The sequence below is a fragment of the Flavobacterium sp. genome (assembly GCF_017744675.1).
GTDB lineage: Bacteria > Bacteroidota > Bacteroidia > Flavobacteriales > Flavobacteriaceae > Flavobacterium.
Map to the genome: position 1 here is coordinate 527846 of NZ_JAGIAV010000004.1, position 22729 is coordinate 550574.

The following is a 22729-nucleotide window of genomic DNA, read 5'->3' on the forward strand; positions in this document are numbered from 1 at the left end:
AAAATTAAAAAGAACAACAAAATCAAGTAAATAATGTATAATTATAAACAAATTTTATAACTACTAAAAATTATTAATTTGATTAATAAACACCTTCGCTATACCTTTGTCTCATCAAAATCAAAGAAATGATTTGAACATCTTAAAAAATAACTTAAAAAATAGAAATCATGAAATTTACAAGAAGAGCAAACGCAAACTGGAAAGGTACAGGAATGGAAGGAAAAGGAACCATTAGTACACAAAGCACAACTTTAGACAATGCCCAATTATCATTCAAAACTCGTTTTGAGCAAGGTGTTGGAACCAACCCTGAGGAATTAATCGCAGCGGCACATTCTGGCTGTTTTACCATGCAATTAAGCTTTTTATTGTCTGAAGCTGGTTTCGTTCCAGAAGATTTAGACACAACGGCTAAAGTAACTTTTGAAGACGGAACTATTACTTTAATTCAACTAGAACTTACTGGAAAAGTACCTGGAATTTCTGCAGAAGAATTTCAGCAAACCGCTCAAAAAGCAAAAGAAATTTGTCCAATTTCTAAGTTGTTGAATACTGAAATTACTTTATCAATCACTTTACTTTAAATAAATCCCAATACAAAAATCCCAAATTCCAAATCTTTGCGTAAAGCTTTGTCATCCTAAGCGAAGTCGAAGGACACGTCAGAAACTCTACAAAGATTATTACCAATCTTTGTGGAGCTACTCGCGGAGATTTCTCCTTCGTCGAAATGACAAGATTGAGAAAATTGGAATTTGAAATTTTCAAAATTGAAATTTCTAATCAATCTAAAATTTTATAAAAATGAAAACAATATTTAAAAGCTTTTTAGCATTTGCAATACTAATTTTTAGTTTAGCATTCACAAACATAAACGCACAAACTAATCCTAAAATTAAAAATGTCGTATTGGTTCACGGTGCCTTTGCAGATGGTTCTGGATGGCAGGGTTTATACAAGGTTTTGACCAAAAAAGGCTATAATGTAACGATTGTTCAGAATCCATTGAGTTCTTTGGAGGATGATGTTCAAGCTACAAACTTGGCTTTAGACAAACAAGACGGACCAACCATTTTGGTGGGACATTCTTGGGGCGGAACTGTCATTACAGAAGCTGGAAATCACCCAAAAGTAGCGGCTTTGGTTTACGTAGCGGCTTTACAGCCTGATAATGGCGAAAACTCTGTTCAATGGTTGCAAACTGCTCCTCCAGCTCCAGAAAATGGTGTATTGCCTCCAGATGAAAAAGGAATTGCTTATTACGACAAAGCGAAATTTCACGCTGGTTTTGCAGGAGATTTGAGTAAAGAACAAGCTGATTTTATGTATGCTTCGCAAGGTGCTTTCCATGCACAAGGTTTTTTAACTAAAATAACTAAAGCGGCTTGGAGAACTAAACCTTCTTACGGAATCGTAGCAACTGAAGATAAAAGTATTGTTCCGAGTATTCAGCACGCGATGTACAAACGTTCTAACACAAAAATCACTGAAATTAAAGGAAGTCACGTGGTGTTTATTTCTCAGCCAGAGAAAGTGGCGAATGTGATTGTTGAGGCGTCTAAAAATTAAATTCCAATATTTTAAATTCCAAATTCCAATGAATTTGGGAGAAATTCCAAATAAAAAATTCCAAATTCCAATTACTGTATAGCTTGGAATTTGGAATTTTAGTATTGATTTTTTTTAAAGCTTACTAATCGCTTTAATAAAATAAGGCGAATCGTTCCAGCGGATTTTTTTATAACTGAAATCTTTTTTGAGGGATTCAGGAAGGCAGTTCCAGATGGCTTCGTTCATTTTTTCTAGCAATAATTTCTTGGAGAAGGAATCGGAAACTACTAGACTTATTTCTCTTACGGGAACGGGTTCTTTGAAAGGTTTAAAGAGTCCGCCTGACTCGTTTAAGGTGGAAAGTTTAGGAATAATCGCAAATCCTAAATGGGCGCGAACTAGATTTTTTAAGGTTTCTATCGAATTGATGTCATAGGTAAATTGTTCCTTTATTTTATCGGATGTTTTTAGTCCGCAAATGTCTAGCAATTGTGCGTTGTAGCAATATTCGTGATGCAACAATAACAATTCTGTTTTGTCACCCGGCTGCATTTCGTAAAATTCATCATTCGCCATAGGATGCGTCTGATTTAAATACGCAACAAATGGCTCTTTAAAAACAACATGTTCAATTAAATTCGGGTTTCCGGTTGGTGTCGCCATAATGGCAACGTCTATTGCACCTGTTTCTAAATCGCGCATTAAGTGTCCCGTATATCCTTCTTTAATAATAAAATGCACTTTTGGCGCCGCTTCTTTCATTGCTTGAATAAACAGCGGAATTAGATAAGGCGATAAAGTAGAAATAATACCAAGCTTCAACTCCCCTTCCAGCAGATTTTTTTCGTTGATTACAAAATCACGAATTTCATCGACTTCACGAAGTATCTTTTTGGCTTTATTAATAATTTCGATTCCTAAAACAGTTGGCGTCAACGGCACTTTATTTCGGTCAAAAATCTTGATTCCAATTTCTTCTTCTAGATTTTTCAACTGAATAGTCAATCCTGGCTGCGTTACCATACAAACTTCGGCAGCTCTTGCAAAATGGCGTTCTTCGTCTAAGGCAACAATATATTTTAACTGCTGAATAGTCATTTTTTTATAGGTTCTAAGGTACTGAGATGCTAAGGTACTAAGTTGTTGAGTTTATTTTTAATTTCTAATGAAAACTTTGTCAAAGTTTGAAACTTTGACAAAGCTTAAACGGTAAGAAAAACTCAATCAAAAAGAAATGGTTCGAAATTTTGAAAAAATGGCTATGTAAAACCTTAAAAAGTACTTAAAAAAGTAATTTCAAAAAGATTCTTAGCTTTAAAAGCTGTATATTTAAATCTAAAGCCTATCCTGTTCCTGTTATTAGTGATTATGGGCTAAATTTTTAAAGTGCAAAAAATGAAACAATTATTACAGTGGACCATTATAATTCCGATTCTATCTTGGGCATTGCTTTTTAGCGGCTTAATAGAAAACAGTACTCTTTTTCAAATCGTTGCAAGTGTGCTGCTTATTCTAAGCGTAATGTCGGCGGTGCATCATTCTGAAATTATTGCAGAACGTGTTGGAGAACCTTATGGAACCATTATTTTGGCTATTTCGATCACGGTAATTGAAGTTTCTATTATTGTTTCTCTAATGCTTTCTGAAGGTTCAGAAGCGGCTTCTTTAGCCAGAGATACAGTTTACGCTGCCACGATGCTGATCTTAAACGGAATTATCGGTTTGTGTCTTCTCATTGGAAGCATTAAACATTACGAACAAAATTTCTCTGCTTCTTCGGTAACGATTGGTTTGGTTTCGCTGATTTCTATTATTGTATTTACTCTGGTTTTCCCTACTTTTACAGAAAGTGTTCATGGTTCTTATTATTCAAAACCACAACTAATTTTTGCTTCTATTGCCTGCGTAGTCATCTATTCTTCTTTTTTATTTGCTCAAACCAAAGGCTACCGACAATATTTCTTAGCAAACGGAGACAACGAAGAAGAAACAAAAACGCATCCTATAGAAATTAATAATAAAACGTTTTATACGAGTCTTGTTTTTCTGTTGGTCAGTTTAGGAATTGTAGTTTTATTGGCCAAAACGCTTTCTCCTACCATAGAAAAAATCATTGTGAGTTATAGCCTTCCGAAATCGCTAGTTGGAGTCGTCATTGCCATCATCATTTTATTGCCTGAAGCGATTGCAGCTATTATTGCGGCCAGAAAAAATAGACTGCAAACGAGTTTGAATCTAGCGTTAGGTTCTGCCCTTGCCAGCATCGGATTAACGATTCCGAGTGTGGCTGTGGTTTGTATTATGATGAATATGCCTATTGTCTTAGGACTTGATATTAAATCTATTGTACTGTTGGCTTTGTCCGTTTTTACGGTAATGCTTTCTTTAAGCAAAGGCAAATCGAATGTGGTTTACGGTGTAGTGCTTTTGGTTAATCTGTTTGCTTTTATGTTTTTGATGATTTATCCTTAAAAATGTCCTTTATAAACACATAGAAAGATAGATTGTTTTTCTTTAAAAAAGATTTTAGAAAGAAACTAGTTTCTAACACATAGCCACTGTGTGAATTGATGTGAGTGAAACGCCTTTACACCTATTCTAAAACCATGTTTCTATGTGTTTAAAATTATTCAACAAGAAGTCAAAGCTAACTATCATCTACAATGGTATCAAATAGAAATCATTAGAAACCTTTAAAAAAACGTAAGACCAAAACTCCATCCTATCCACCCCAAAATATCTTTGCTATTACTGCTAATTACACTATAGCGTTTGGTACGATCTTGAACAAATGTCGAAGTGTTTATATTGCCGTCTTTATCTTGTTTTTCTGACCAATACAGATTAAACGAAGGTCCTGCAGACATGGCTACGCCTTTGCATAATTGAAAAGAAAAAGAAGTATCGAACTTAGACAAGGAGTTGTAGAAATCCCAATTTCCTAAATAAAGATATTGTGTGCTAATTTCAGGATTAAAAGTAAAACGTTTCCCGAGCGGAATGTTCTTTCCTAGTCCGATTCCGAAAGAAAATAGCTTTTCTTCGTTGTTTCGGTCGCTTCTACCTGCCATCAAAATGGTGTACATTTTATGGTCACCTGTTTTCACAGAAATATTCAGATCTGAAATTTCGTTGCTTGTAACGCTGATTTTCTTATAACCGCCTTTTTTAAAGTTCAATAAACCAAAACTATAACCAGATGGCGAATCGGTAATGTTTACCAGTCCAAATTGGACTCCGTTTAGCTCTTTGGCATAATTAAAAAGTCCTGTAATTTGAGCGCCTCGTATAGTGTCTTTTCCAATATTGCAAATCCCTGAAAACTGCAGTCCGTTTTGAGAACCTTTTGCTGTATTGCTAATTCCTGCAATTTGAACTCCTTTGGAATCTTTATAGACATTGTTATAAATTCCGCTCATCTGTAAACCAATTTGCGAACCTTTTACACTATTGTGAATACCACTCATCTGCAATCCTCTTAAATTGCCGAAAACATTATTGTAGATTCCGGCCAGCTGCACTCCGTTTACAGAACCTCCAACAGTATTAAATATTCCCGCCATTTGAAGCGCATCAACATTCATACGGTTAATGTTATAAAGTCCAGCCATTTCTAATCCGCGAACTCCTGCATTGTAACCTCCCAAAATATTTAAAGAAAAATTATTGACAATTTGAGTATTCAGCATTCCTCGCGTACTGATACTCGGAATTAAAGAAGCCTGTACAGGGACTTTAGAAATAAATCCTCCCAGATTGAGCGATTGAATTTTTTGTTTGGAAGAAATAAAGAAACGACCAATTCCCGATCTTTCAATTGCAGAAAAATCTCCATCTATATAATCTGTTTTATTCTTTTTGTCTCCCATCTGAATTTTAACTTCAGAAAGAAAGACCGTAGTTACCGTTTTATAATTTTCCTTAACAGCTGTCAGTTCTATAGCTTGGGGCGCATTTTTTAATCGAAGTTCAAAAAAACCTTCTTTATTGGTCAATGTAGACAGCAGTGCATTTTTTTCCAATACACTCACATTCTCGAGGCGATTGTTCGTTTTTGTATCTACAATATAACCGATTACAATTTGCTGTCCGTCGCTCATAACGGTGTTTTTCTCCAGTACAAGAGCCAATTCTAAAGGGGCATAACGCACAATAATATATCCTGGCGATTCTTTGTATTCGTATTTGGTACCTAATAGCTGGTCTAAAGCTCCTTTTATGGAAGTATTATTGGCATGAATACTTACGATGCTATCTTTTACAGCCAGTTTGCCGTAATAAGCAAATCTAAAATTTCCTTTTTCTTCCATCAAGCCCAAAACACTGCCTAATGGCTTCTTGTTTGCAGTAACAGAGATTTCGTTTTCTAATATGGATTGTGCATTGGCTTTAAAAGAAACACTTGAAATAAGCATTACGATAAAGAGTATAAAAATAAACTTTGTGTTATTAGGCATATAAAAAGGGAATTACTCGAGGTTATTGGTGCGTTCGATTTTTATCATTACTTCTTTATTACTGTTTTGTTCTTATTTATAAAGTAGGTATTTCTTGAGTTTCATCAGTAAAATAAAAATTTAGGATCGCGAAATTGCATTCCAAAATTACCTCAAATCCTATATTTTCAATAAACTTTTTTATATTTTTTTATTCTTTATTCTCACAAATAGTATATTACTGCTGATAAAAGCATCTCAAAATTCGCATTATCAGTATTACAACGATTTAGTAGCATAATGAGCTAAAAACAATTGCAATAAGCGTGATTTTTACACATAAAAAGTATCACAATAAAGACCAAAAGTGAACTATTTTACTCCTTCTTTTTCAGCATTTTTGCCTAACTTAGCGGTCGCATTTTGAATGTAAAAAAATTAAAATAACCATTGTTTTTCTGCAAAACATTGAACTAAAAAACATTACTGTGCTTTTTCGTGCTTTTTTCTGCAAAAAACAGCTTTCTAATAATTTAGTTAATTGAAAACTATGAACAAATTTGATTTTGGAATTGTAGGACTTGGTGTAATGGGCCGCAACCTACTTTTAAATATCGCCAGCCACAACTTCGCGGCTGCAGGTTTAGACTTGGATACCGAAAAAGTCAATTCTCTTCAACAAGAAACTGCTCCTGATCATACTATCGAAGCAACTACAGATGTCAAGCATTTTGTAGAACTTATTCAACAGCCAAGAGCGATTATGTTATTGGTTCCTGCGGGAAAACCGGTTGACAGCGCGATTGCCAGTTTACTTCCTCATTTAGATAAAGGAGATATCATCATCGACGGCGGAAATACTTATTTTACGGATACTGACAGAAGATTTTTAGAACTGTCTGAAAAAGGAATCCACTTTTTTGGAATGGGAATTTCTGGCGGTGAAAAAGGCGCACGTTTTGGTCCTGCTATGATGCCAGGTGGAGATCAGAAAGCGTATGAAAGACTTCGTCCTATTTTTGAAGCAATTGCTGCCAAAGTAGACGGTGAACCTTGTGTAGAATATTTAGGAAATGGTTCTGCTGGAAACTATGTAAAAATGGTGCACAACGGAATAGAATACGGAATTATGCAGTTGATTTCTGAGATTTATGACTTAATGAAAAGAGGTTATAAATTGGATGATGAAACGATTCAGAAAACTTTTGCTGAGTGGAATCAGACTGATGATTTAAGATCGTATTTGATCGAAATTACGGGAAACATCTTGAAACAAAAAGATGAAGACGGAACGCAGTTAATCAACAAAATTTCGGATTGGGCAAGATCTAAAGGTACAGGAAAATGGACTTCGCAAAACGCAATGGATTTACAAGTTCCAGTTCCAACAATCGACGCAGCAGTGAACATGCGTGATATGTCTAAAACTAAACCTGAAAGAATTGAAGCAGCTAAGAAATTAGTTTGGAATGCTGACGAAACCAATGTTTCTCAAAGCGAAGCCATTGCTTCTTTAAAATCGGCTTTGTTCTTTTCTATCGTGGTGACTTATGCTCAAGGTTTAGCACAGCTTCACACGGCTTCTAAAGAATACAACTATGGACTAAATCTAGAAACGGTTGCTAAAATTTGGCGTGGCGGATGTATCATTCGTGCTACGATTTTAGAAGATTTCAGAAAAGCATATGTTGCCAAAACAGATTTGCCAAACTTACTTTTGGATGGCGGAATCGCTTCAAAATTAGTAGACAACCAATCAGGAATGAGAGCCGTTATTCAGTTTGCAGTTCAAAAAGGATTACCGGTTTCAGGATTAATGAACTCGTTGGCGTATTTTGATGCTTACCGTTCTGCTAATCTTCCAACCAATTTAATTCAGGCACAACGTGATTATTTTGGAGCGCATACTTACGAGCGTATCGATAAAGAAGGCGTTTTCCATACGCAATGGGCTGAATAAACAATTAAAGCAACACAACTACAACAATGACTAAAAATAAACTAAAGAATCCAACAATTATAGTAATTTTTGGAGGAACCGGAGATTTGGCAAAGAGAAAGCTCTTTCCCGCTTTTCAAAATCTGTATCTTGACGGACGCATGTCTGAAAAGTTTCAGATTATCGCTCTTGGAAGAGCTGAAAAAACCAATGAAGATTTTCGTGCTTATGTGGCTGAAAACCTTACTCTTTTTTCAAGAAAAAAAGGAATTGATGATCCAGAAACGGAAAAATTTCTTTCGCACATCACCTACCACAGTCTTGATATTGACAAAGAAGAATCATACATAGGATTAAACGAGAAAATCAACAATTTTGATTTGGCTTTTGGCGAACGCGCTAATCGTCTTTTCTATCTTTCGATTACACCTTCTTTCATTTCGACAATTTCGAGCAATATCAAAAAAATCGGACTTGCTGCAAATCCGAAACAAGATCGTATCATTATCGAAAAACCTTTTGGTTATGATAAAGCTTCTGCGATTGAGTTGAATGAAATGCTTTCGCAAACGTTCAAAGAAGAGCAGATTTACAGAATCGACCACTATTTAGGAAAAGAAACCGTTCAGAATATTTTGGCTTTCCGTTTTGGAAACTCCATGTTTGAACCTTTATGGAGCCGTAATTTTATTGATTTCGTCCAAATTACCGTTGCAGAAGAAGTTGGCGTTGAAGAGCGAGGCGGATTCTACGAAGGTGTTGGAGCTTTAAAAGATATGATTCAGAATCACTTGCTTCAGATTTTATGTATGACAGCGATGGAAGCGCCTGCTTCTTTAAATGCAGATGACATTCGTAATCGAAAAGCAGATGTTTTGAAATCTATTCGCCGAATCAAACCAGAAGAAGTAGATCATTATATCGTAAGAGGTCAGTACGATGCTGGAGAAATAAAAGGAGTTCCAGTTCCGGGTTACCGTCAAGACAAAGGCATTGCACCAGATTCTAATACCGAAACGTATGTGGCAATGAAAATTTATTTGGACAACTGGAGATGGCAGGGAATTCCGTTCTACTTGCGTTCAGGAAAAAGAATGGAAGAAAAACAGTCTTCAATCATTATTCAGTTTAAACCCGTTCCGCATTCTGCATTCTCTTACGGAAAAGAAGGAATGACACCAAATAGACTAATCATCAACATTCAGCCTGCAATGGATATTAAACTGCAATTTATGACCAAAAAACCAGGCTTATCCATGTCTTTAAGGCCAGCAGAAATGGTTTTCGACTATTTTGCGTGCTCAACTATGTCGCCAGAAGCATACGAAACCTTGATTGCAGATGCTTTGGCAGGAGATCCAACTCTATTTATGCGTTGGGATCAGGTGGAAGAAGCTTGGGATGCAATTGATACTATTCAGCAAGTTTGGAAAACAACGCCTCCAACCAATTTCCCTAATTATAAAGCAGGAAGCTGGGGACCAGAAGAAGCCGACGAATTGTTAGCGCGCCAAGGCCACAAATGGATTCCGAATACACAAACAAAAGAAGAAGTTTTAAATGATACAGATTTATAATAATACAGAAGAAATTAATACTACAGCTGCAGATCTTTTTGTTGCATCTGCAGAAAAAGCAATTGCTGCAAAAGGCAAATTTACAGCTGTTCTTACAGGAGGTTCGTCTCCTGCAGGAATTTACAAATTATTGGCTTCTGATGCTTACAAAAACAAAATTGACTGGAGTAAAGTTTATATTTTTTGGGGCGATGAAAGATGGGTTCCGTTAAATGATGATTTGAGTAATGCAAAAATGTCTTATTCAACCTTATTAAGCCACGTTCCTATTCCGCAAGAGAACATCTTCGAAATGTACAAAGACGGCGTAACTCCTGAAGAATATGCGGCGACTTACGAGCAATCGGTTAGAAATATTTTAGGCGAAGAAGGAAAATTTGACCTGATTTTATTAGGTATGGGAGATGACGGACACACGGCTTCTCTTTTTCCAGGTGAAGCGGTTTTAGAAGAACAAACCAAATGGGTTGACGCTTATTATTTGGCTCCGCAAAAAATGTATCGCATTACGCTTACTGCTCCGTTAATCAATAAAGCAGAAAAAATTGTGGTTGTAGCTTTCGGAGAAAAGAAAACTCATGCTTTGAAAGAAGTTACAACTGGAGCGTACAATCCGACTTTATATCCAATGCAATTGATTAAACCTGTTTCTGGCGAATTATTGTTTTTAGTAGACAAAGCTGCTGCAGGAACAAACTAAGAAATTGTTTTATAACTATAGAAATTGAGGTTTATGCTGAAAAGTGTAAACCTTTTTTATTTTCTTTATTTTTTTATCCTCTCGCAGATTTGGCAGATCTAGCAGATGAAATTTTAAAAAAAATCTGCACAATCTGCTAAATCTGCGGGAGGAAAGTTTGTAGCCAATGCATAACTTTTTTATTTTCTCTCGCAGATATGGCAGATGAAATTTCAAAAAAAATCCGCGGAATCGGCTTAAATCTTTTTTAATCTGCGCGAAACTTTAAAATATAGACAAAGCATATAAAAACAATAGAACACTGAAAAACAACAATTTAAACAAATTACATTCATTTTTTACTTAATTTTGTTTAATACTCTCCGAATCATCTAAATCATTCTACTTACAAGGCTTTTACACTGATTATCCAATTTTATTACATTTTGCAATGAAATTTAATTACTTCCTAATTGGTGTTTTTCTTCTTTTGGTTGGTTGTAAAGATAAAAACACAGAGCCAAAATCTGTTAAAGTTAATGCCACACAAGGCTGTTACATTCCGAAAACGAATGATAAGGATTGGTACACGCAAAATAAAAAAGCACCAAAGTTTAAAGGACTTGAAGGGATTTCGTTTAAAATTACTACCAACAATCCAGAAGCGCAGGAATATTTCAATCAAGGATTAATGCTGGCTTACGGATTTAACCATGCCGAAGCGGCAAGATCATTTTATGAAGCCAGTCGTTTAGATCCAAATTGCGCCATGGCGTATTGGGGCTTTGCTTATGTCTTAGGTCCGAATTACAATGCGGGAATGGAAGAAGACAATTTTCAGCGTGCTTATGATGCCGTTCAAAAAGCTAAAAAACTTACGGCAAAATGCACACCTCTGGAAATTGCTATGATTGATGCTTTGTCTGTACGATATGCTAAAAATCCGCCTTCGGACAGAAAGCCATTAGACAGCGCTTACGCCGCGGCAATGAAAAAGGTGTATCTTAAATTTTCATCAGATCCAGATGTAGGAGCGCTTTATGCCGAATCTTTAATGAATCTGCATCCGTGGGATTTATATGAAAAAGACACTTACGTTCCGAAAAAATGGACTCCGCAAATATTAGCCGTTTTAAACGAATTAATCAAAAAGAATCCGAAGCATCCTGGCGCACATCATTTTTTAGTTCATGCTGTTGAGGCTTCTGCACATCCAGAAAACGGACTCAAAAGTGCTAAATTACTTGAAACTTTAGTTCCAGGTTCTGGACATTTGGTTCATATGCCTTCTCATATTTACATTCGCACAGGAGATTATCATGAAGGCACACTTTCCAACATTGAAGCCATTAAAATTGATAGTCTTTACTCGACTGCTTGTAATGCGCAAGGCGCTTATCCTCTCGCCTATTATCCGCACAATTATCATTTTTTAACCGCAACGGCAGCATTAGAAGGAAAATCTCAATTGGCTTGGAAATCTGCATTGCTATTACAGCAGCACATGTCTCCTACAGTTATGCGCGAAGCCGGTTGGGGAACTTTACAGCATTATTACAGTATTCCGTATTACATAGCTGTAAAATTCTCGATGTGGGACAAGATTATGGAGATTCCGCAACCTGATGACGATCTTATTTATCCAAACGCAATTTGGCATTATGCGAAAGGAATGGCTTATTTGGGAAAAAATGATATTGCCAATGCCGAAAAACAGCTTGCTTCTCTCAACGAATTAGCCAAAGACAAAACTTTAAAAGACGTTACCATTTGGAATATCAATACAACATACAATTTGGTTCAAATTTCCAATAACGTTCTTTCAGCAGGAGTTGAAGCCAAAAAGAACCATTTAGATAAGGCAATCATGCTTTTAAACAAAGCTATAGAAATCGAAGATCACTTAAACTACAACGAACCTCCAGATTGGTTTTTCTCTGTAAGACATTATTTAGGCACTGTTTTGCTTAAAGCTGGAAAATATGCCGAAGCCGAAAAAATCTACAGACAAGATTTAAAAACACTTCCAAAAAACGGCTTTGCCCTAATCGGACTTCATAATGCTTTAACCCTACAGAAAAAAGAAAAAGAGGCTTTAAAAATTAAAACCTCTTTTGATGATGCTTGGCAATATGCCGATGTGAAGATTGTGGCTTCTTCTAGTATTTTGGAGTGAGCATTGCATTATAATTTTTCAAGATTTGCTTGAACTCATCTGTTGGTTTAAAGAATATTGTTTTAAGAGCTCCCGCAGTCTCTTTTTTAGGCGACTCTATTTTAATTATAGAAAATTTCATATCTTTTAAGAGTCTTGTTACAAAATCTATATACTTTGGATTTCCTCTATAAAATAATTCGTTATCCGAAACTGATTTGCCACTATTTAAAAAAGCTCCTACTAGAAATGCTAATTTTACCTTATTTTCTTTGAAAGCGCTTTTATTTAATACCAATGAATAAACTTTATATTCTTTATCATTTTTTGAATCATCATAAAACTGATTTTGATCAACTATTTTATAATACTTTTCAAAAGGATTGAATGAACTCAAATTGTATAATTCCAGAAAATCGTTCTGTTGAAACGAATATTTAAAACCGGTTTCTTCTGCATATAAAGAAATGCTCTCTTTAAAAATTTTAAGCATTTCTTGCTTGCCCCCTAAAAAGAATGTCAATCTGTTTTTTAGTACCGGATGCTCAGGAATATAAAGATCACCACTAAAATGATTAAACATTCCAATTAAAAATGCTTCCTTTTCTTTTGTTAATTCATTTTTATTTTGACCAGCTATATAGTTTACTATAAAAAACATACACATTAAGACTATTTTTTTTATGGTTTCCATACACTAAAAATTTGATAAATATTATTTAATGTTGCTCTTGTACTGTAACGAGCTCTTCAATGTCTTCCTTGCTACCGCTGCGCAAATGTCTCCGACTTTGCGTCATCTTATACAATTTTTGATCTCGAATAACATAGCCTTCTTTCATTTGATTTTTAATTCAAAAGCACGCATTTTTCTTACTTATTAAATTTTTAAGAACTAATCGTAAAAAGTCGAAGACTTTTATCACGTTCATAATTTCTCAGTACAAAAAAAATGCTCAAAGTCGGAGACATTTGCGCAGCTTTTCAGTTTTAGAACTTTTTGCAGAGCGGAGTAAAGTAAACGTATTTTAACTTTATTAAAAAAACAAAATATGAAAGAGACAACCTGCTAGTCGTCCCTTTTTTTATTCAACAATTAAAATCTAATCCTATTTTTAGCTAGTTAAGTGATTAAGTTATAGAAACGCCTAATCTGTAACACTACCCTTATTATTTGGTTATTTCATATTTCTTTGATTCCTCCCTCCGACTTGAGAACCAGACAAAAGATCTATTTCAAATGTTTCATTAGCTTCATTACGGATATTCCAAAATTGGCCTCTCAAATACCTATCTGTTACCTCTGTTATTTTAAAGCTATCATGAGCCACACGCTCTGTATGCCATTTAATTCCATTTTCACCATAGGCTATCAAATCAGTAAAATCAGCGAACACTATAATGCTTTGGGACTTGATAGAACGAACATCGATAATAGGTATGAAATCTACTTCCTCCCAGTCATTTGGATTCAAAGATGAAACAATATAACCTGCTCCTCTTGATATTACACAAAACTTATCTGGATTAGGTGTAGTATAAACTCCATATAAACCTTTATAGCTTATTTCACCAAAAGCAAACACCCCAATCCACGATTCGCCTTTTGAATGAGTAACTTTCACAATCAATCCGTCTTTTCCTCCATGTGATACTCCACTGGGATAGTAATATCTCTCCTCTGTCCCAAGTTTTTCTAAAACTTCTAAACTATAACTACTTTGAAAACTTACATCAATTATCATTATCATCTTTTTACTGGATTAAAAAATCTATGCTATATAGCTTCTGTTCTACCTGATACAGATGGTCTTATACCTATTTCAAAAAAAACTTTATACCCATTAATAACACCCGAGCTCTTCAATGTCTTCCTTGCTACCGCTGCGCAAATGTCCTAGCTCTCCAAAATTTTCCTTATGAGCGCGCTGCGTAAATGTCTCCGCCTTTGCGCAACCTCTAATACTTCTTAAAAACACAAAACGTCTAAAAAGTCTCTGACTTTTAAAACGAATACAAGTTATCTACCTTCAAGAGAAATAACCTCTATATTCACCTCTTGACCATCTTTTAATTTTTCCTTAGTAAATGCTTCTGAAAATTCTGCAGAACCATAAATATTGGGTCCGCGAAGCAAAAAGTTATATCCTTCTGTTCCATCAAGCATAATTTTAACTGAACCTGTAGAATCTGTTGTGTATTCTGCCACTTTTTTAAAAGTCTTTTTTATAAAACCAAATCCTTCTTTCCTTACTTCCATCGTATCAAAAGTTTTAAGTCTTGGCAATTTCGTTTTGCTATCAATTGAATGTATTGTTATAGTAATTGAATCACTCTTTTTATTACAATTAAAAAATAGCAAAGCAGATATAAAAACACATATTAATTTTATTGCTCTAAGAACATTTGATATCATAAGACACATTTAGAAAATTTAAATATTCAATTAAAAGTAACTTAATATCCAATGCAAAGACAACTTTTTGGGACAAAAAAATGTGCAACTTTCCAATTCAAGGCTGAATTCTCCATTTCCAATCAATACCAACTTATTAATAAAGAAATCACTAAAAAAACCAATCCCCTAAAAATCAATATAAAATATTATCAAATCTTAAAATCTCAATGGTTTTAGAAAAAAATTAAGAAACCTTATTTTTCAAATTACTATATTTGGCGCACTTTAAAGAATAATTAATCCTCTTTTCTAAGGACTATTTTATAATCTGCTGTACTGTAAATGAAACCTGCTAAGTTTATATATGTCGTTTTACTTTCGCTGCTTTGCTTTTTTAGAGGCACCGAAACGTATCAGCCGATATTACATGCTAGCAGTTGCATTACCTTAGACAGTGTTGCAGCAGACGATACGCAGATTTTCTCTACTGACTTTTCTTCTTCTAAAAATCTAGAAGTTCATTACAAGCTCAAAAAGAAAATGAAATGCAGAGCGACTACTTTAGAACAAAGTACGATCAAAGCTCCGTATCTCAGCAATTTAGTAAACTTCAAGCTCTTCAAAGAGACTTTAATTTATGGTATAGCTTCAATATACCACATCGAGAGGCATCCTCATCTTCACTTATACCAACTTTTCTAGGCTTTAAATTTTTGACGTTTTTATATTCTGGTTTCTAGAACAATTTCTCATTTGCATACGCAATTGAACCGTTATTGCTATAAAAACATTTCTAAACGGTGCTTTTCTAAAAAAGAAGCAATCCGAATTCCATTTTTTTTTTGTTTCGATCGTTATCGAAAACAAAATCCAAATTCATACTCCCACTATTTCAGTATCAAGGGAGAAAATCTATTTATTCAAAAATTTAAACCTAATGATGAGCATTTATAAAAATAAATTTCTTTTATGCACCTTGGCTTTATTTGTTTTAGTCTCGTGCGGAGATAAATCAAAAAAAGATTCAAAAAATATTAAAACGTTTCCTGTTTACAAGGTTACGGTAAAAGACACTATAGTTTCGAGCAAATTTGTTGCCGATGTGCATGCTAAAAACAATGTAGAAATTCACGTTCGTATCCCCGGTTTACTAGATAAAGTTTATGTAAGCGAAGGACAAAAAGTAAAAAAAGGACAAATCCTTTTCAAAATAAGCGATGTTGAACTTCAGATTCAATTGCTAAAAGCCGAAGCCGTTTACAAAAGCTCAAAAGCCGATTTGAGAATTGCAACTGTTGAACTGGAACAAGCACAAATGCTTTTCAATAAAAAAGTAATTGCAGACAAAGAATTAGAATTATCCAAAGCAAAATATGAAGCCGCTTCCGCGAAAGTAGCTCACGCCGTAGCAGAACGAAAAGCAATTGAACAGCAGATTAGTTTTACCACCATACGCGCGCCATTTGACGGAACGATTGACCGTATTCCGTTCAAAGAAGGTAGTTTAGTAGAAAACGGTTCATTGTTAACCACTGTTTCTCAACTCGACTATGTGTATGCCTATTTCTCGATTCCTGAGAATACCTATTTCCAAATGATGGAAGACAAGACCTTAAACACGCAAGGCGATATTAAACTAGTATTGCCAAACGGACAAGTTTACGACCAAAAAGGAGAATTAAGAACTGCTGACGGAGAAATCGACAGACAGACCGGTTCTATCCAATACAAAGCAAAATTTCATAATCCGCAAGGATTTATCAAACACGGAACTTCTGGAAAACTGATTATTTCAGAACCCAAAACCAATGCAATTTTAATTCCGCAGAAAGCAGTTTTTTCTATTCAAGACAAACAATACGTTTTTCGCGTGAACAAAGATGGAGTAGTTAAAATGACGAATGTTAAAATTGAAACCACTCTAGATGATGTGTACATCTTAAATGATGGACTAAAAAGCGACGACCTAATTGTACAAGAAGGTACGCAATCATTGAGAGACGGCGATAAAATTAACATGAAACAGATGTAGGTTATCGACCTGTAAAACCGTTATTTAATTATTTATCTAAAAAATTCAAAATGATAGAATTATTTATCAGAAGGAAAATATTGTCATTAATCATCTCGGTTATGATAGTCCTTCTGGGATTGCTGGCATTGTTTCAGCTTCCCATTACCCAATTCCCAGACATTGTACCACCGTCTGTAACCGTTACAGCAAAATATACAGGAGCAAATGCAGAGGTTTCGGCCAATGCCGTTGCCCTTCCGCTCGAAAGAGCTATAAATGGAGTTCCAGGAATGACCTATATGTCAACCGTAACTTCCAATGATGGTTTGACTTTAATTCAGGTTTTCTTCGAAGTAGGAACCGATCCCGATTTGGCCGCCGTAAACGTGCAGAACAGAGTTACCACGATTCTGGACGAACTTCCAGAAGAGGTAATTCGTGCCGGAGTTACCACCGAAAAAGAAGTAAACAGTATGCTGATGTACTTGAACATTACAAGTACCGACAAAACTCAGGATGAGCAGTTTATCTTCAACTTTACCGATATTAATATTCTTCAGGAATTAAAACGTATTGATGGTGTCGGTCGTGCCGAAATCATGGGACAAAAAGAATATTCGATGCGTGTCTGGCTCGATCCAGAAAAGATGCTTTCATATAATATTTCGGCAAATGAAGTGATTAATTCGCTTCAAAAACAAAACATTTCTGCTGCGCCAGGTAAAGTGGGTGAAGGTTCTGGCCAAATGAACAATCAGCTGCAATATGTAATTAAATATGGCGGAAAGTTCTTTGAACCAAGTCAGTACGAAGAAATTCCCTTAAGAGCCAATCCAGATGGAACTATTTTAAGATTAGAAGACATTTCGAAAATAGAATTTGGTGCCATGAGCTACGGAATGGTTTCTAAAACCGACGGAAAACCTTCTGCATCCATCATGTTGAAACAGCGTCCAGGTTCGAACGCTTCTGAAGTTATTGCAAGTGTAAAAGAAAAAATGGCAGAGTTGAAAGCTTCTTCTTTTCCTCCTGGAATGGAATTCAACATTGCGTATGACGTATCGCGTTTCCTTGACGCTTCGATTCATGAAGTACTAAGAACTTTGGTCGAAGCCTTTATTTTAGTAGCATTTGTAGTTTTTCTTTTCCTTCAAGATTGGAGATCGACTTTAATTCCCGTATTAGCCGTTCCCGTCGCACTTATCGGTTCGTTTACCTTTATGTCGATGATGGGATTCTCGATCAACTTATTGACGCTTTTCGCTTTAGTCCTTTCGATCGGAATTGTGGTCGATAACGCGATTGTCGTTGTCGAAGCCGTTCACGTCAAAATTTCCGAAGAACATATGTCGCCAATGGACGCGACAATCAGCGCTATGAAAGAAATTACAGGTGCCGTTATCGCGATTACGATTGTAATGGCTGCCGTATTTATTCCGGTTGCCTTTTTGAGTGGTCCAGTTGGGGTTTTCTACCGACAGTTCTCATTAACAATGGCCATTAGTATAGTGATTTCGGGTATTAATGCTCTTACGCTTACTCCTGCCCTTTGTGCCATTATGCTGAAACCGCATGATCCAAATAAAGAGAAAAAATCACTTTTAGATCGTTTCTTCCACAGATTTAACCATTGGTTTGATAATATCACTTCAAAATACATCAAAGTATTGGTAATATTTGCTAATCGTAATACAGTTACCGTTGGTTTATTAGTGCTGTTTTGTGTTTTAACTTGGGGAACAACTCGCTTTTTAGCATCAGGGTTTATCCCGACGGAAGATCAGGGAATGGTTTACGTGAGTGTTACCACTCCGCAAGGAGCAACCGTAGAACGTACTGAAAAAGCGTTGGACGAAGTAACCAAAATTGCGCAAGGAATTAAAGGTGTCGACAACGTTACGACTCTTGCAGGATACAGCATTGTAACGGAAATCGCTGGAGCTTCGTACGGAATGGGAATGATCAACTTGAAAGACTGGAGTGAACGTGATATTTCGGTTACCGAATTTATGGCAGAACTAACAGAAAAAACAAAAAACATTACCGACGCGCAAATTGAGATTTTTGCTCCGCCAACCGTTCCTGGTTTTGGTAACACGAGTGGTTTTGAACTTCGTTTGCTGGATAAATCTGGAGGAAGCATCACCAATACTGATAAAGTAACTAAAGAGTTTCTCAAAGAATTAAACGCTTCACCAGAAATTCAGAATTCCTTCTCGAGCTTTGATGCTACTTTCCCGCAATATTTAATTCATATTGATTACGATTTGGCGGCCAAAAAAGGAATTTCTGTCGATAACGCCATGAGCACTTTACAGACCATGCTAGGTTCTTTTTATGCAACCAATTTTATCCGTTTCTCTCAAATGTATAAAGTAATGGTTCAGGCAAGTCCTCAATTCCGTCAAAATCCAGAAAGTATTTTGGATATGTATTTGAAAAATGACGCAGGCGAAATGGTTCCCTTTTCTACTTTCATCAAATTAGAAAGAGTTTATGGCCCAGAAGTTTTAACGCGTTACAACATGTACATGTCGGCTATGATTAATGGTGAACCTGCTGAAGGCTATAGTTCTGGAGAAGCAATTGCTGCCGTTGAAAGAATCGCTGCAGAAAAATTGCCAAGCCGTTTCGAACTAGAATGGTCGGGGATGACACGTGAAGAGATTCTTTCGGGTAACCAAACGATCTACATTTTTGCGCTTTGTATACTTTTCGTATACTTATTATTGGCCGCACAATACGAAAGTTTATTGCTTCCGTTCCCTGTATTATTGAGTTTGCCTGTTGGAGTTTTCGGTTCTTACATCGCGCTCGTAATGGTGGGATTGGACAATAATATTTATGCCCAAGTGGCACTCGTCATGCTAATTGGTCTGCTCGCCAAGAATGCCATTCTGATTGTCGAATTCGCCATGGCGCAGAACAAACTCGGACGTGATATTGTCGAAGCCGCGATTGAAGGAGCTAGACTTCGTTTCCGTCCTATTTTGATGACCTCTTTTGCCTTTATTTCAGGATTGATTCCGTTGTGTATCGCTTCTGGTGCAGGTGCAATTGGTAACCGTTCGATTGGAACAGCTGCTGCGGGCGGAATGTTAATAGGAACTGTATTTGGTCTTTTAATTATTCCAGGACTTTACATACTGTTTGCAAAATTGGAAAAACGAATGAGTAAATCTTAATGCATATTTTTTTAAGCACATAGATCCATTCCCAATAATAGGTTTCAAAAAATTATAAAGATGTTTCACTTTATTTAGTGGATTCCGATGTATTGGGACTATGTGTTAAAAATGCAGATTGAATAAAATAAATTAAACAATGAAAGACATATTAAATCAATATAAAAATACTGATGTGATAAGGACAATCAAAAACGCCGTTATACTAACTGGAGTTTTACTTATAACAGCTTGTTCTGCACCAAAAGTCAGTACTAAACTAGATGCGGCAAAGCTTCCAGAGAATTTTGACATGGAGAAAAAAGAAGCTTCAAATGAAGCTCAGCCTTTTATTCCGTTAAAAACAGAAACCTTTTTTAAAGATCCGAAATTAGAAGAATTACTAAAAAAAGCCATTGCCAAAAATCCTGATTATTTAATCATGCAAGAAAGAATTTTAATTGCCAATTCGCATTTAAAAGTGGCCAAATTAGCACTTCTTCCCTCATTAGATCTTGTGGCAGATGTTTCTGGAACGCATTACGGAAAATATACGATGGAAGGCGTTGGAAACTTTGACACCAACTTTTCTCAGAATATTACCGAAAAACAAAAAATCAATGAAAAGCTTTCACCAAACTATTTTTTAGGAGCGAAAGTGTCTTGGGAAGCCGACATTTGGGGAAAACTAAGCAATCGTAAAAAAGCAGCGCAACAGCGATTTTTTGCTTCTCAGCAGGGAATGCGTTTGTTGCAGACACGACTTTTTGGAGATGTTGCCGACTTGTATTTCAAATTGATTGCTTTAGACAAACAAGCCGCGATTTACGATAAAAACTTAAAAACGCAAGAAAGAGCACTTGATATCGTTTCCGCACAAAGATCGGTTGGAAAAGCTACAGAATTGGCTGTACAACAGTTTAATGCACAAAACAATAACATTCACGCTGAAGCTTCAGAATTAAAATTAAGCATCGATCAAACGGAAAAAGCGCTATTAACGCTTTTAGGCGATTATGGTGGAAAAATCGACAGAAGCAATGATTTCTTATCTGGACATTTAGAAGTTTTAAACCAAAAAATCAGCGTCGATTCTATCATTCACAAACGACCAGATGTTTCTGAAGCTTATTTCGAATTATTAGCTAGTAATGCAGATGCAAAATCGGCTCGTGCTGCCTTCTTTCCTACTGTAAACTTGGGCGGATATGCAGGTTTCAATTCGTTTTCGTTCAACACTTTTTTTGATGCTGGTTCTTTTGCTTGGCAGTTATTAGGCGGTTTGACGGCTCCAGTTTTCAATAAAGGTCAGATTAAACAGGAATTTTATGTTTCGAATAGAAGACAAGAAATTTCATTTCTTCAATATCAAAATACCGTTACAACAGCTTTCAACGAGTTAAGTGCTTTACTGCATAGAAATCAGGCTTATGAAGATGTTTTAAAATACAAATTAAACGAAATTGACCATCTCGAAATTGCCGTAAATGTCTCAAATGATTTGTATTTGAGTGGTTATGCCAATTATCTGGAGATCATCAATGCACAAAAAAATAAATTGCAGGCCGAACTTGATTTTGTTGATATCCAGCTTCGAAATGCAAACTCACAAGTATTGCTTTATAAAGCTTTAGGCGGAGGAATAAATTAGTTTATATGTTGGTCAAAAATAGCTTCTGTTTATAATAGCTCATCGCAGAGGCTGTTTTATATCCCATTTCAAATTGAAATGGGATTTTTTTATTAAAACATGACCCATAGCACTAAATTATTTTTAACACATCGATAAAAGTCATATATTTTACCGCAAAAGATTTTACGCAAAGTGCGCAAAGTTTTTTTTAAATCATTAAAATGAAAAAGTTCGCAAAGCTATGTCTGCACAAAGCTTTGCGAACTTAAAATATCGATTAGGATTAGTCTGAGAATAAAAATGTCTTTGCGAACTTTGCGTTAATTTTTATGCCCTTCCGCACGAAAGCTATTGTTTTTTTTATCGAAATTTTTCGGTTACGCTTAACAACTATTATCTTTATTCCAAAAAACAAAAAATGGATATTTCCAAAATCCTTGACCATATATACGAACTTCCAGAACAGTCAAAATTGGCGTTGCAAAATAATGTCTCCGAAATTGCTTTCGCTAAAGGGCATATTTTACTAAAAGCCAACAAAATAGAACCGAATATTTATTTTATAAAAAAAGGATTAGTAAGAGCGTATGTAGAACGTGACAATGAAGTGACTTTTTGGTTTGGGAAAGAAGGTGAAACTGTAATTTCGATGAGAAGTTATGTGGAAGATTTGCCTGGTTACGAAACTATAGAACTTTTGGAAGACTGCGAATTGTACGAACTCAAAACTGAAAATCTGAGAAAGCTCTTTAACGAAGACGTTCACATTGCCAATTGGGGAAGAAAATTTGCAGAAAAAGAATTAATTAAAACCGAAGAACGCTTGATTTCTAAGCAATTCAAAAATGCTTCTGAAAGATATTTAGAATTGCTGAAAGATCATCCTGTATTGCTTCAAAGAGTGCAATTAGGTCATATTGCTTCTTATTTAGGGATTACCCAAGTCAGCCTAAGCAGAATTCGAGCTGAATTGAAATAACCACTAGGTGATTTTTTAAATTTATCCAACGATTAAATTTAAATCTGAGCAAATCTGCTTAAATCTATAAAAATCTGCGTGAAAAAATCATGCGCAAAAGTATTTCACGCAGATTACAAAAGATTCTAGCAGATTAAATTGGATTTTCCTTCTTGAATGAAATCTTTTTCAATATTACCTGATAACCTAAAATAAATTGAT

17 protein-coding genes are annotated in these 22729 nt (G+C 35.5%); 12 read left to right on the top strand and 5 right to left on the bottom strand.

All coding sequences use genetic code 11. The annotated features are described in order from the left end of the window. Positions 1-170: 170 nt before the first annotated feature. Together J7574_RS12620 and J7574_RS12625 are read left to right on the top strand one after the other, a co-directional pair. Entirely contained in the window at positions 171-587 is a 417-nt protein-coding gene (locus J7574_RS12620) for an OsmC family protein (protein ID WP_095929114.1), read from the top strand. Between the two features lie 220 nt (positions 588-807). Beyond that, a complete protein-coding gene (locus J7574_RS12625) occupies positions 808-1572 on the top strand; it encodes an alpha/beta hydrolase (RefSeq protein WP_290968703.1) in 765 nt (254 codons plus the stop codon). Between the two features lie 114 nt (positions 1573-1686). Here J7574_RS12625 and J7574_RS12630 read toward each other — a convergent pair whose 3' ends face one another. Then, entirely contained in the window at positions 1687-2652 is a 966-nt protein-coding gene (locus J7574_RS12630; RefSeq protein WP_290968705.1) for a hydrogen peroxide-inducible genes activator, read from the bottom strand. Between the two features lie 297 nt (positions 2653-2949). On the opposite strand from J7574_RS12630, the gene J7574_RS12635 reads away from it, so the two are divergent. Beyond that, positions 2950-4026 carry an ionic transporter y4hA gene (locus tag J7574_RS12635; protein ID WP_290968707.1) on the top strand — a complete coding sequence of 359 codons (1077 nt, stop codon included), beginning with the start codon at positions 2950-2952 and terminating at the stop codon, positions 4024-4026. 221 nt (positions 4027-4247) lie between these two features. Here the strand turns inward: J7574_RS12635 and J7574_RS12640 are convergent, their stop codons facing one another. Beyond that, positions 4248-6011, bottom strand: a complete 1764-nt coding sequence (locus J7574_RS12640; RefSeq protein ID WP_290968711.1) for a hypothetical protein — start codon at positions 6009-6011, stop codon at positions 4248-4250. 529 nt (positions 6012-6540) lie between these two features. On the opposite strand from J7574_RS12640, the gene gndA reads away from it, so the two are divergent. The 4 genes from gndA (at position 6541) to J7574_RS12660 (ending at position 12361) form a co-directional block, all read left to right on the top strand. After that, positions 6541-7950, top strand: a complete 1410-nt coding sequence (gene gndA, locus J7574_RS12645; protein ID WP_290968713.1) for an NADP-dependent phosphogluconate dehydrogenase — start codon at positions 6541-6543, stop codon at positions 7948-7950. A 26-nt stretch (positions 7951-7976) separates the two neighbouring features. Continuing rightward, entirely contained in the window at positions 7977-9506 is a 1530-nt protein-coding gene (gene zwf / locus J7574_RS12650; RefSeq protein WP_290968716.1) for a glucose-6-phosphate dehydrogenase, read from the top strand. Beyond that, a complete protein-coding gene (gene pgl / locus J7574_RS12655; RefSeq protein ID WP_290968718.1) occupies positions 9490-10206 on the top strand; it encodes a 6-phosphogluconolactonase in 717 nt (238 codons plus the stop codon). Before zwf ends, pgl begins: the two co-directional genes overlap by 17 nt. Before the next feature lie 430 nt (positions 10207-10636). Next, positions 10637-12361, top strand: a complete 1725-nt coding sequence (locus J7574_RS12660) for a hypothetical protein (RefSeq protein WP_290968719.1) — start codon at positions 10637-10639, stop codon at positions 12359-12361. Here the strand turns inward: J7574_RS12660 and J7574_RS12665 are convergent. From J7574_RS12665 to J7574_RS12675, 3 genes are all read right to left on the bottom strand, one after another. Then, positions 12345-13034, bottom strand: coding sequence for a hypothetical protein (locus tag J7574_RS12665; RefSeq protein ID WP_290968721.1), 690 nt, complete (start codon positions 13032-13034; stop codon positions 12345-12347). The two genes, J7574_RS12660 and J7574_RS12665, sit on opposite strands and share 17 nt — an antisense overlap. A 484-nt stretch (positions 13035-13518) precedes the next feature. Beyond that, positions 13519-14085 (bottom strand): hypothetical protein, encoded by a 567-nt coding sequence (locus tag J7574_RS12670; RefSeq protein ID WP_290968723.1) that lies wholly within the window; start codon positions 14083-14085, stop codon positions 13519-13521. Positions 14086-14360: 275 nt separating this feature from the next. Continuing rightward, entirely contained in the window at positions 14361-14756 is a 396-nt protein-coding gene (locus J7574_RS12675; RefSeq protein WP_290968725.1) for a hypothetical protein, read from the bottom strand. Positions 14757-15080: 324 nt separating this feature from the next. Between J7574_RS12675 and J7574_RS12680 the strand changes: the two genes are divergently transcribed. The 5 genes from J7574_RS12680 (at position 15081) to J7574_RS12700 (ending at position 22528) form a co-directional block, all read left to right on the top strand. Continuing rightward, entirely contained in the window at positions 15081-15440 is a 360-nt protein-coding gene (locus tag J7574_RS12680; RefSeq protein WP_290968727.1) for a hypothetical protein, read from the top strand. Between the two features lie 235 nt (positions 15441-15675). Beyond that, positions 15676-16770 carry an efflux RND transporter periplasmic adaptor subunit gene (locus tag J7574_RS12685; protein WP_290968730.1) on the top strand — a complete coding sequence of 365 codons (1095 nt, stop codon included), beginning with the start codon at positions 15676-15678 and terminating at the stop codon, positions 16768-16770. A 50-nt stretch (positions 16771-16820) separates the two neighbouring features. Continuing rightward, a complete protein-coding gene (locus J7574_RS12690; RefSeq protein ID WP_290968733.1) occupies positions 16821-19937 on the top strand; it encodes an efflux RND transporter permease subunit in 3117 nt (1038 codons plus the stop codon). Positions 19938-20076: 139 nt separating this feature from the next. Then, positions 20077-21567 carry a TolC family protein gene (locus J7574_RS12695; protein ID WP_290968735.1) on the top strand — a complete coding sequence of 497 codons (1491 nt, stop codon included), beginning with the start codon at positions 20077-20079 and terminating at the stop codon, positions 21565-21567. A gap of 400 nt (positions 21568-21967) precedes the next feature. Further along, positions 21968-22528 carry a Crp/Fnr family transcriptional regulator gene (locus tag J7574_RS12700; protein WP_290968738.1) on the top strand — a complete coding sequence of 187 codons (561 nt, stop codon included), beginning with the start codon at positions 21968-21970 and terminating at the stop codon, positions 22526-22528. The last annotated feature ends 201 nt before the right edge of the window (positions 22529-22729 follow it).

What these genes read in the sequence shown, in the direction of transcription:
- J7574_RS12700 (WP_290968738.1), top strand. Translation starts at nt 21,968, where the DNA reads ATGGATATTTCCAAAATCCTTGACCATATATACGAACTTCCAGAACAG.
- J7574_RS12690 (WP_290968733.1), top strand. Translation starts at nt 16,821, where the DNA reads ATGATAGAATTATTTATCAGAAGGAAAATATTGTCATTAATCATCTCG.
- J7574_RS12660 (WP_290968719.1), top strand. Translation starts at nt 10,637, where the DNA reads ATGAAATTTAATTACTTCCTAATTGGTGTTTTTCTTCTTTTGGTTGGT.
- J7574_RS12695 (WP_290968735.1), top strand. Translation starts at nt 20,077, where the DNA reads ATGAAAGACATATTAAATCAATATAAAAATACTGATGTGATAAGGACA.
- J7574_RS12640 (WP_290968711.1), bottom strand. Translation starts at nt 6,011, where the DNA reads ATGCCTAATAACACAAAGTTTATTTTTATACTCTTTATCGTAATGCTT.
- J7574_RS12680 (WP_290968727.1), top strand. Translation starts at nt 15,081, where the DNA reads ATGAAACCTGCTAAGTTTATATATGTCGTTTTACTTTCGCTGCTTTGC.
- pgl (WP_290968718.1), top strand. Translation starts at nt 9,490, where the DNA reads ATGATACAGATTTATAATAATACAGAAGAAATTAATACTACAGCTGCA.
- J7574_RS12665 (WP_290968721.1), bottom strand. Translation starts at nt 13,034, where the DNA reads ATGGAAACCATAAAAAAAATAGTCTTAATGTGTATGTTTTTTATAGTA.
- gndA (WP_290968713.1), top strand. Translation starts at nt 6,541, where the DNA reads ATGAACAAATTTGATTTTGGAATTGTAGGACTTGGTGTAATGGGCCGC.
- J7574_RS12685 (WP_290968730.1), top strand. Translation starts at nt 15,676, where the DNA reads ATGATGAGCATTTATAAAAATAAATTTCTTTTATGCACCTTGGCTTTA.
- zwf (WP_290968716.1), top strand. Translation starts at nt 7,977, where the DNA reads ATGACTAAAAATAAACTAAAGAATCCAACAATTATAGTAATTTTTGGA.
- J7574_RS12635 (WP_290968707.1), top strand. Translation starts at nt 2,950, where the DNA reads ATGAAACAATTATTACAGTGGACCATTATAATTCCGATTCTATCTTGG.
- J7574_RS12620 (WP_095929114.1), top strand. Translation starts at nt 171, where the DNA reads ATGAAATTTACAAGAAGAGCAAACGCAAACTGGAAAGGTACAGGAATG.
- J7574_RS12675 (WP_290968725.1), bottom strand. Translation starts at nt 14,756, where the DNA reads ATGATATCAAATGTTCTTAGAGCAATAAAATTAATATGTGTTTTTATA.
- J7574_RS12670 (WP_290968723.1), bottom strand. Translation starts at nt 14,085, where the DNA reads ATGATAATTGATGTAAGTTTTCAAAGTAGTTATAGTTTAGAAGTTTTA.
- J7574_RS12630 (WP_290968705.1), bottom strand. Translation starts at nt 2,652, where the DNA reads ATGACTATTCAGCAGTTAAAATATATTGTTGCCTTAGACGAAGAACGC.
- J7574_RS12625 (WP_290968703.1), top strand. Translation starts at nt 808, where the DNA reads ATGAAAACAATATTTAAAAGCTTTTTAGCATTTGCAATACTAATTTTT.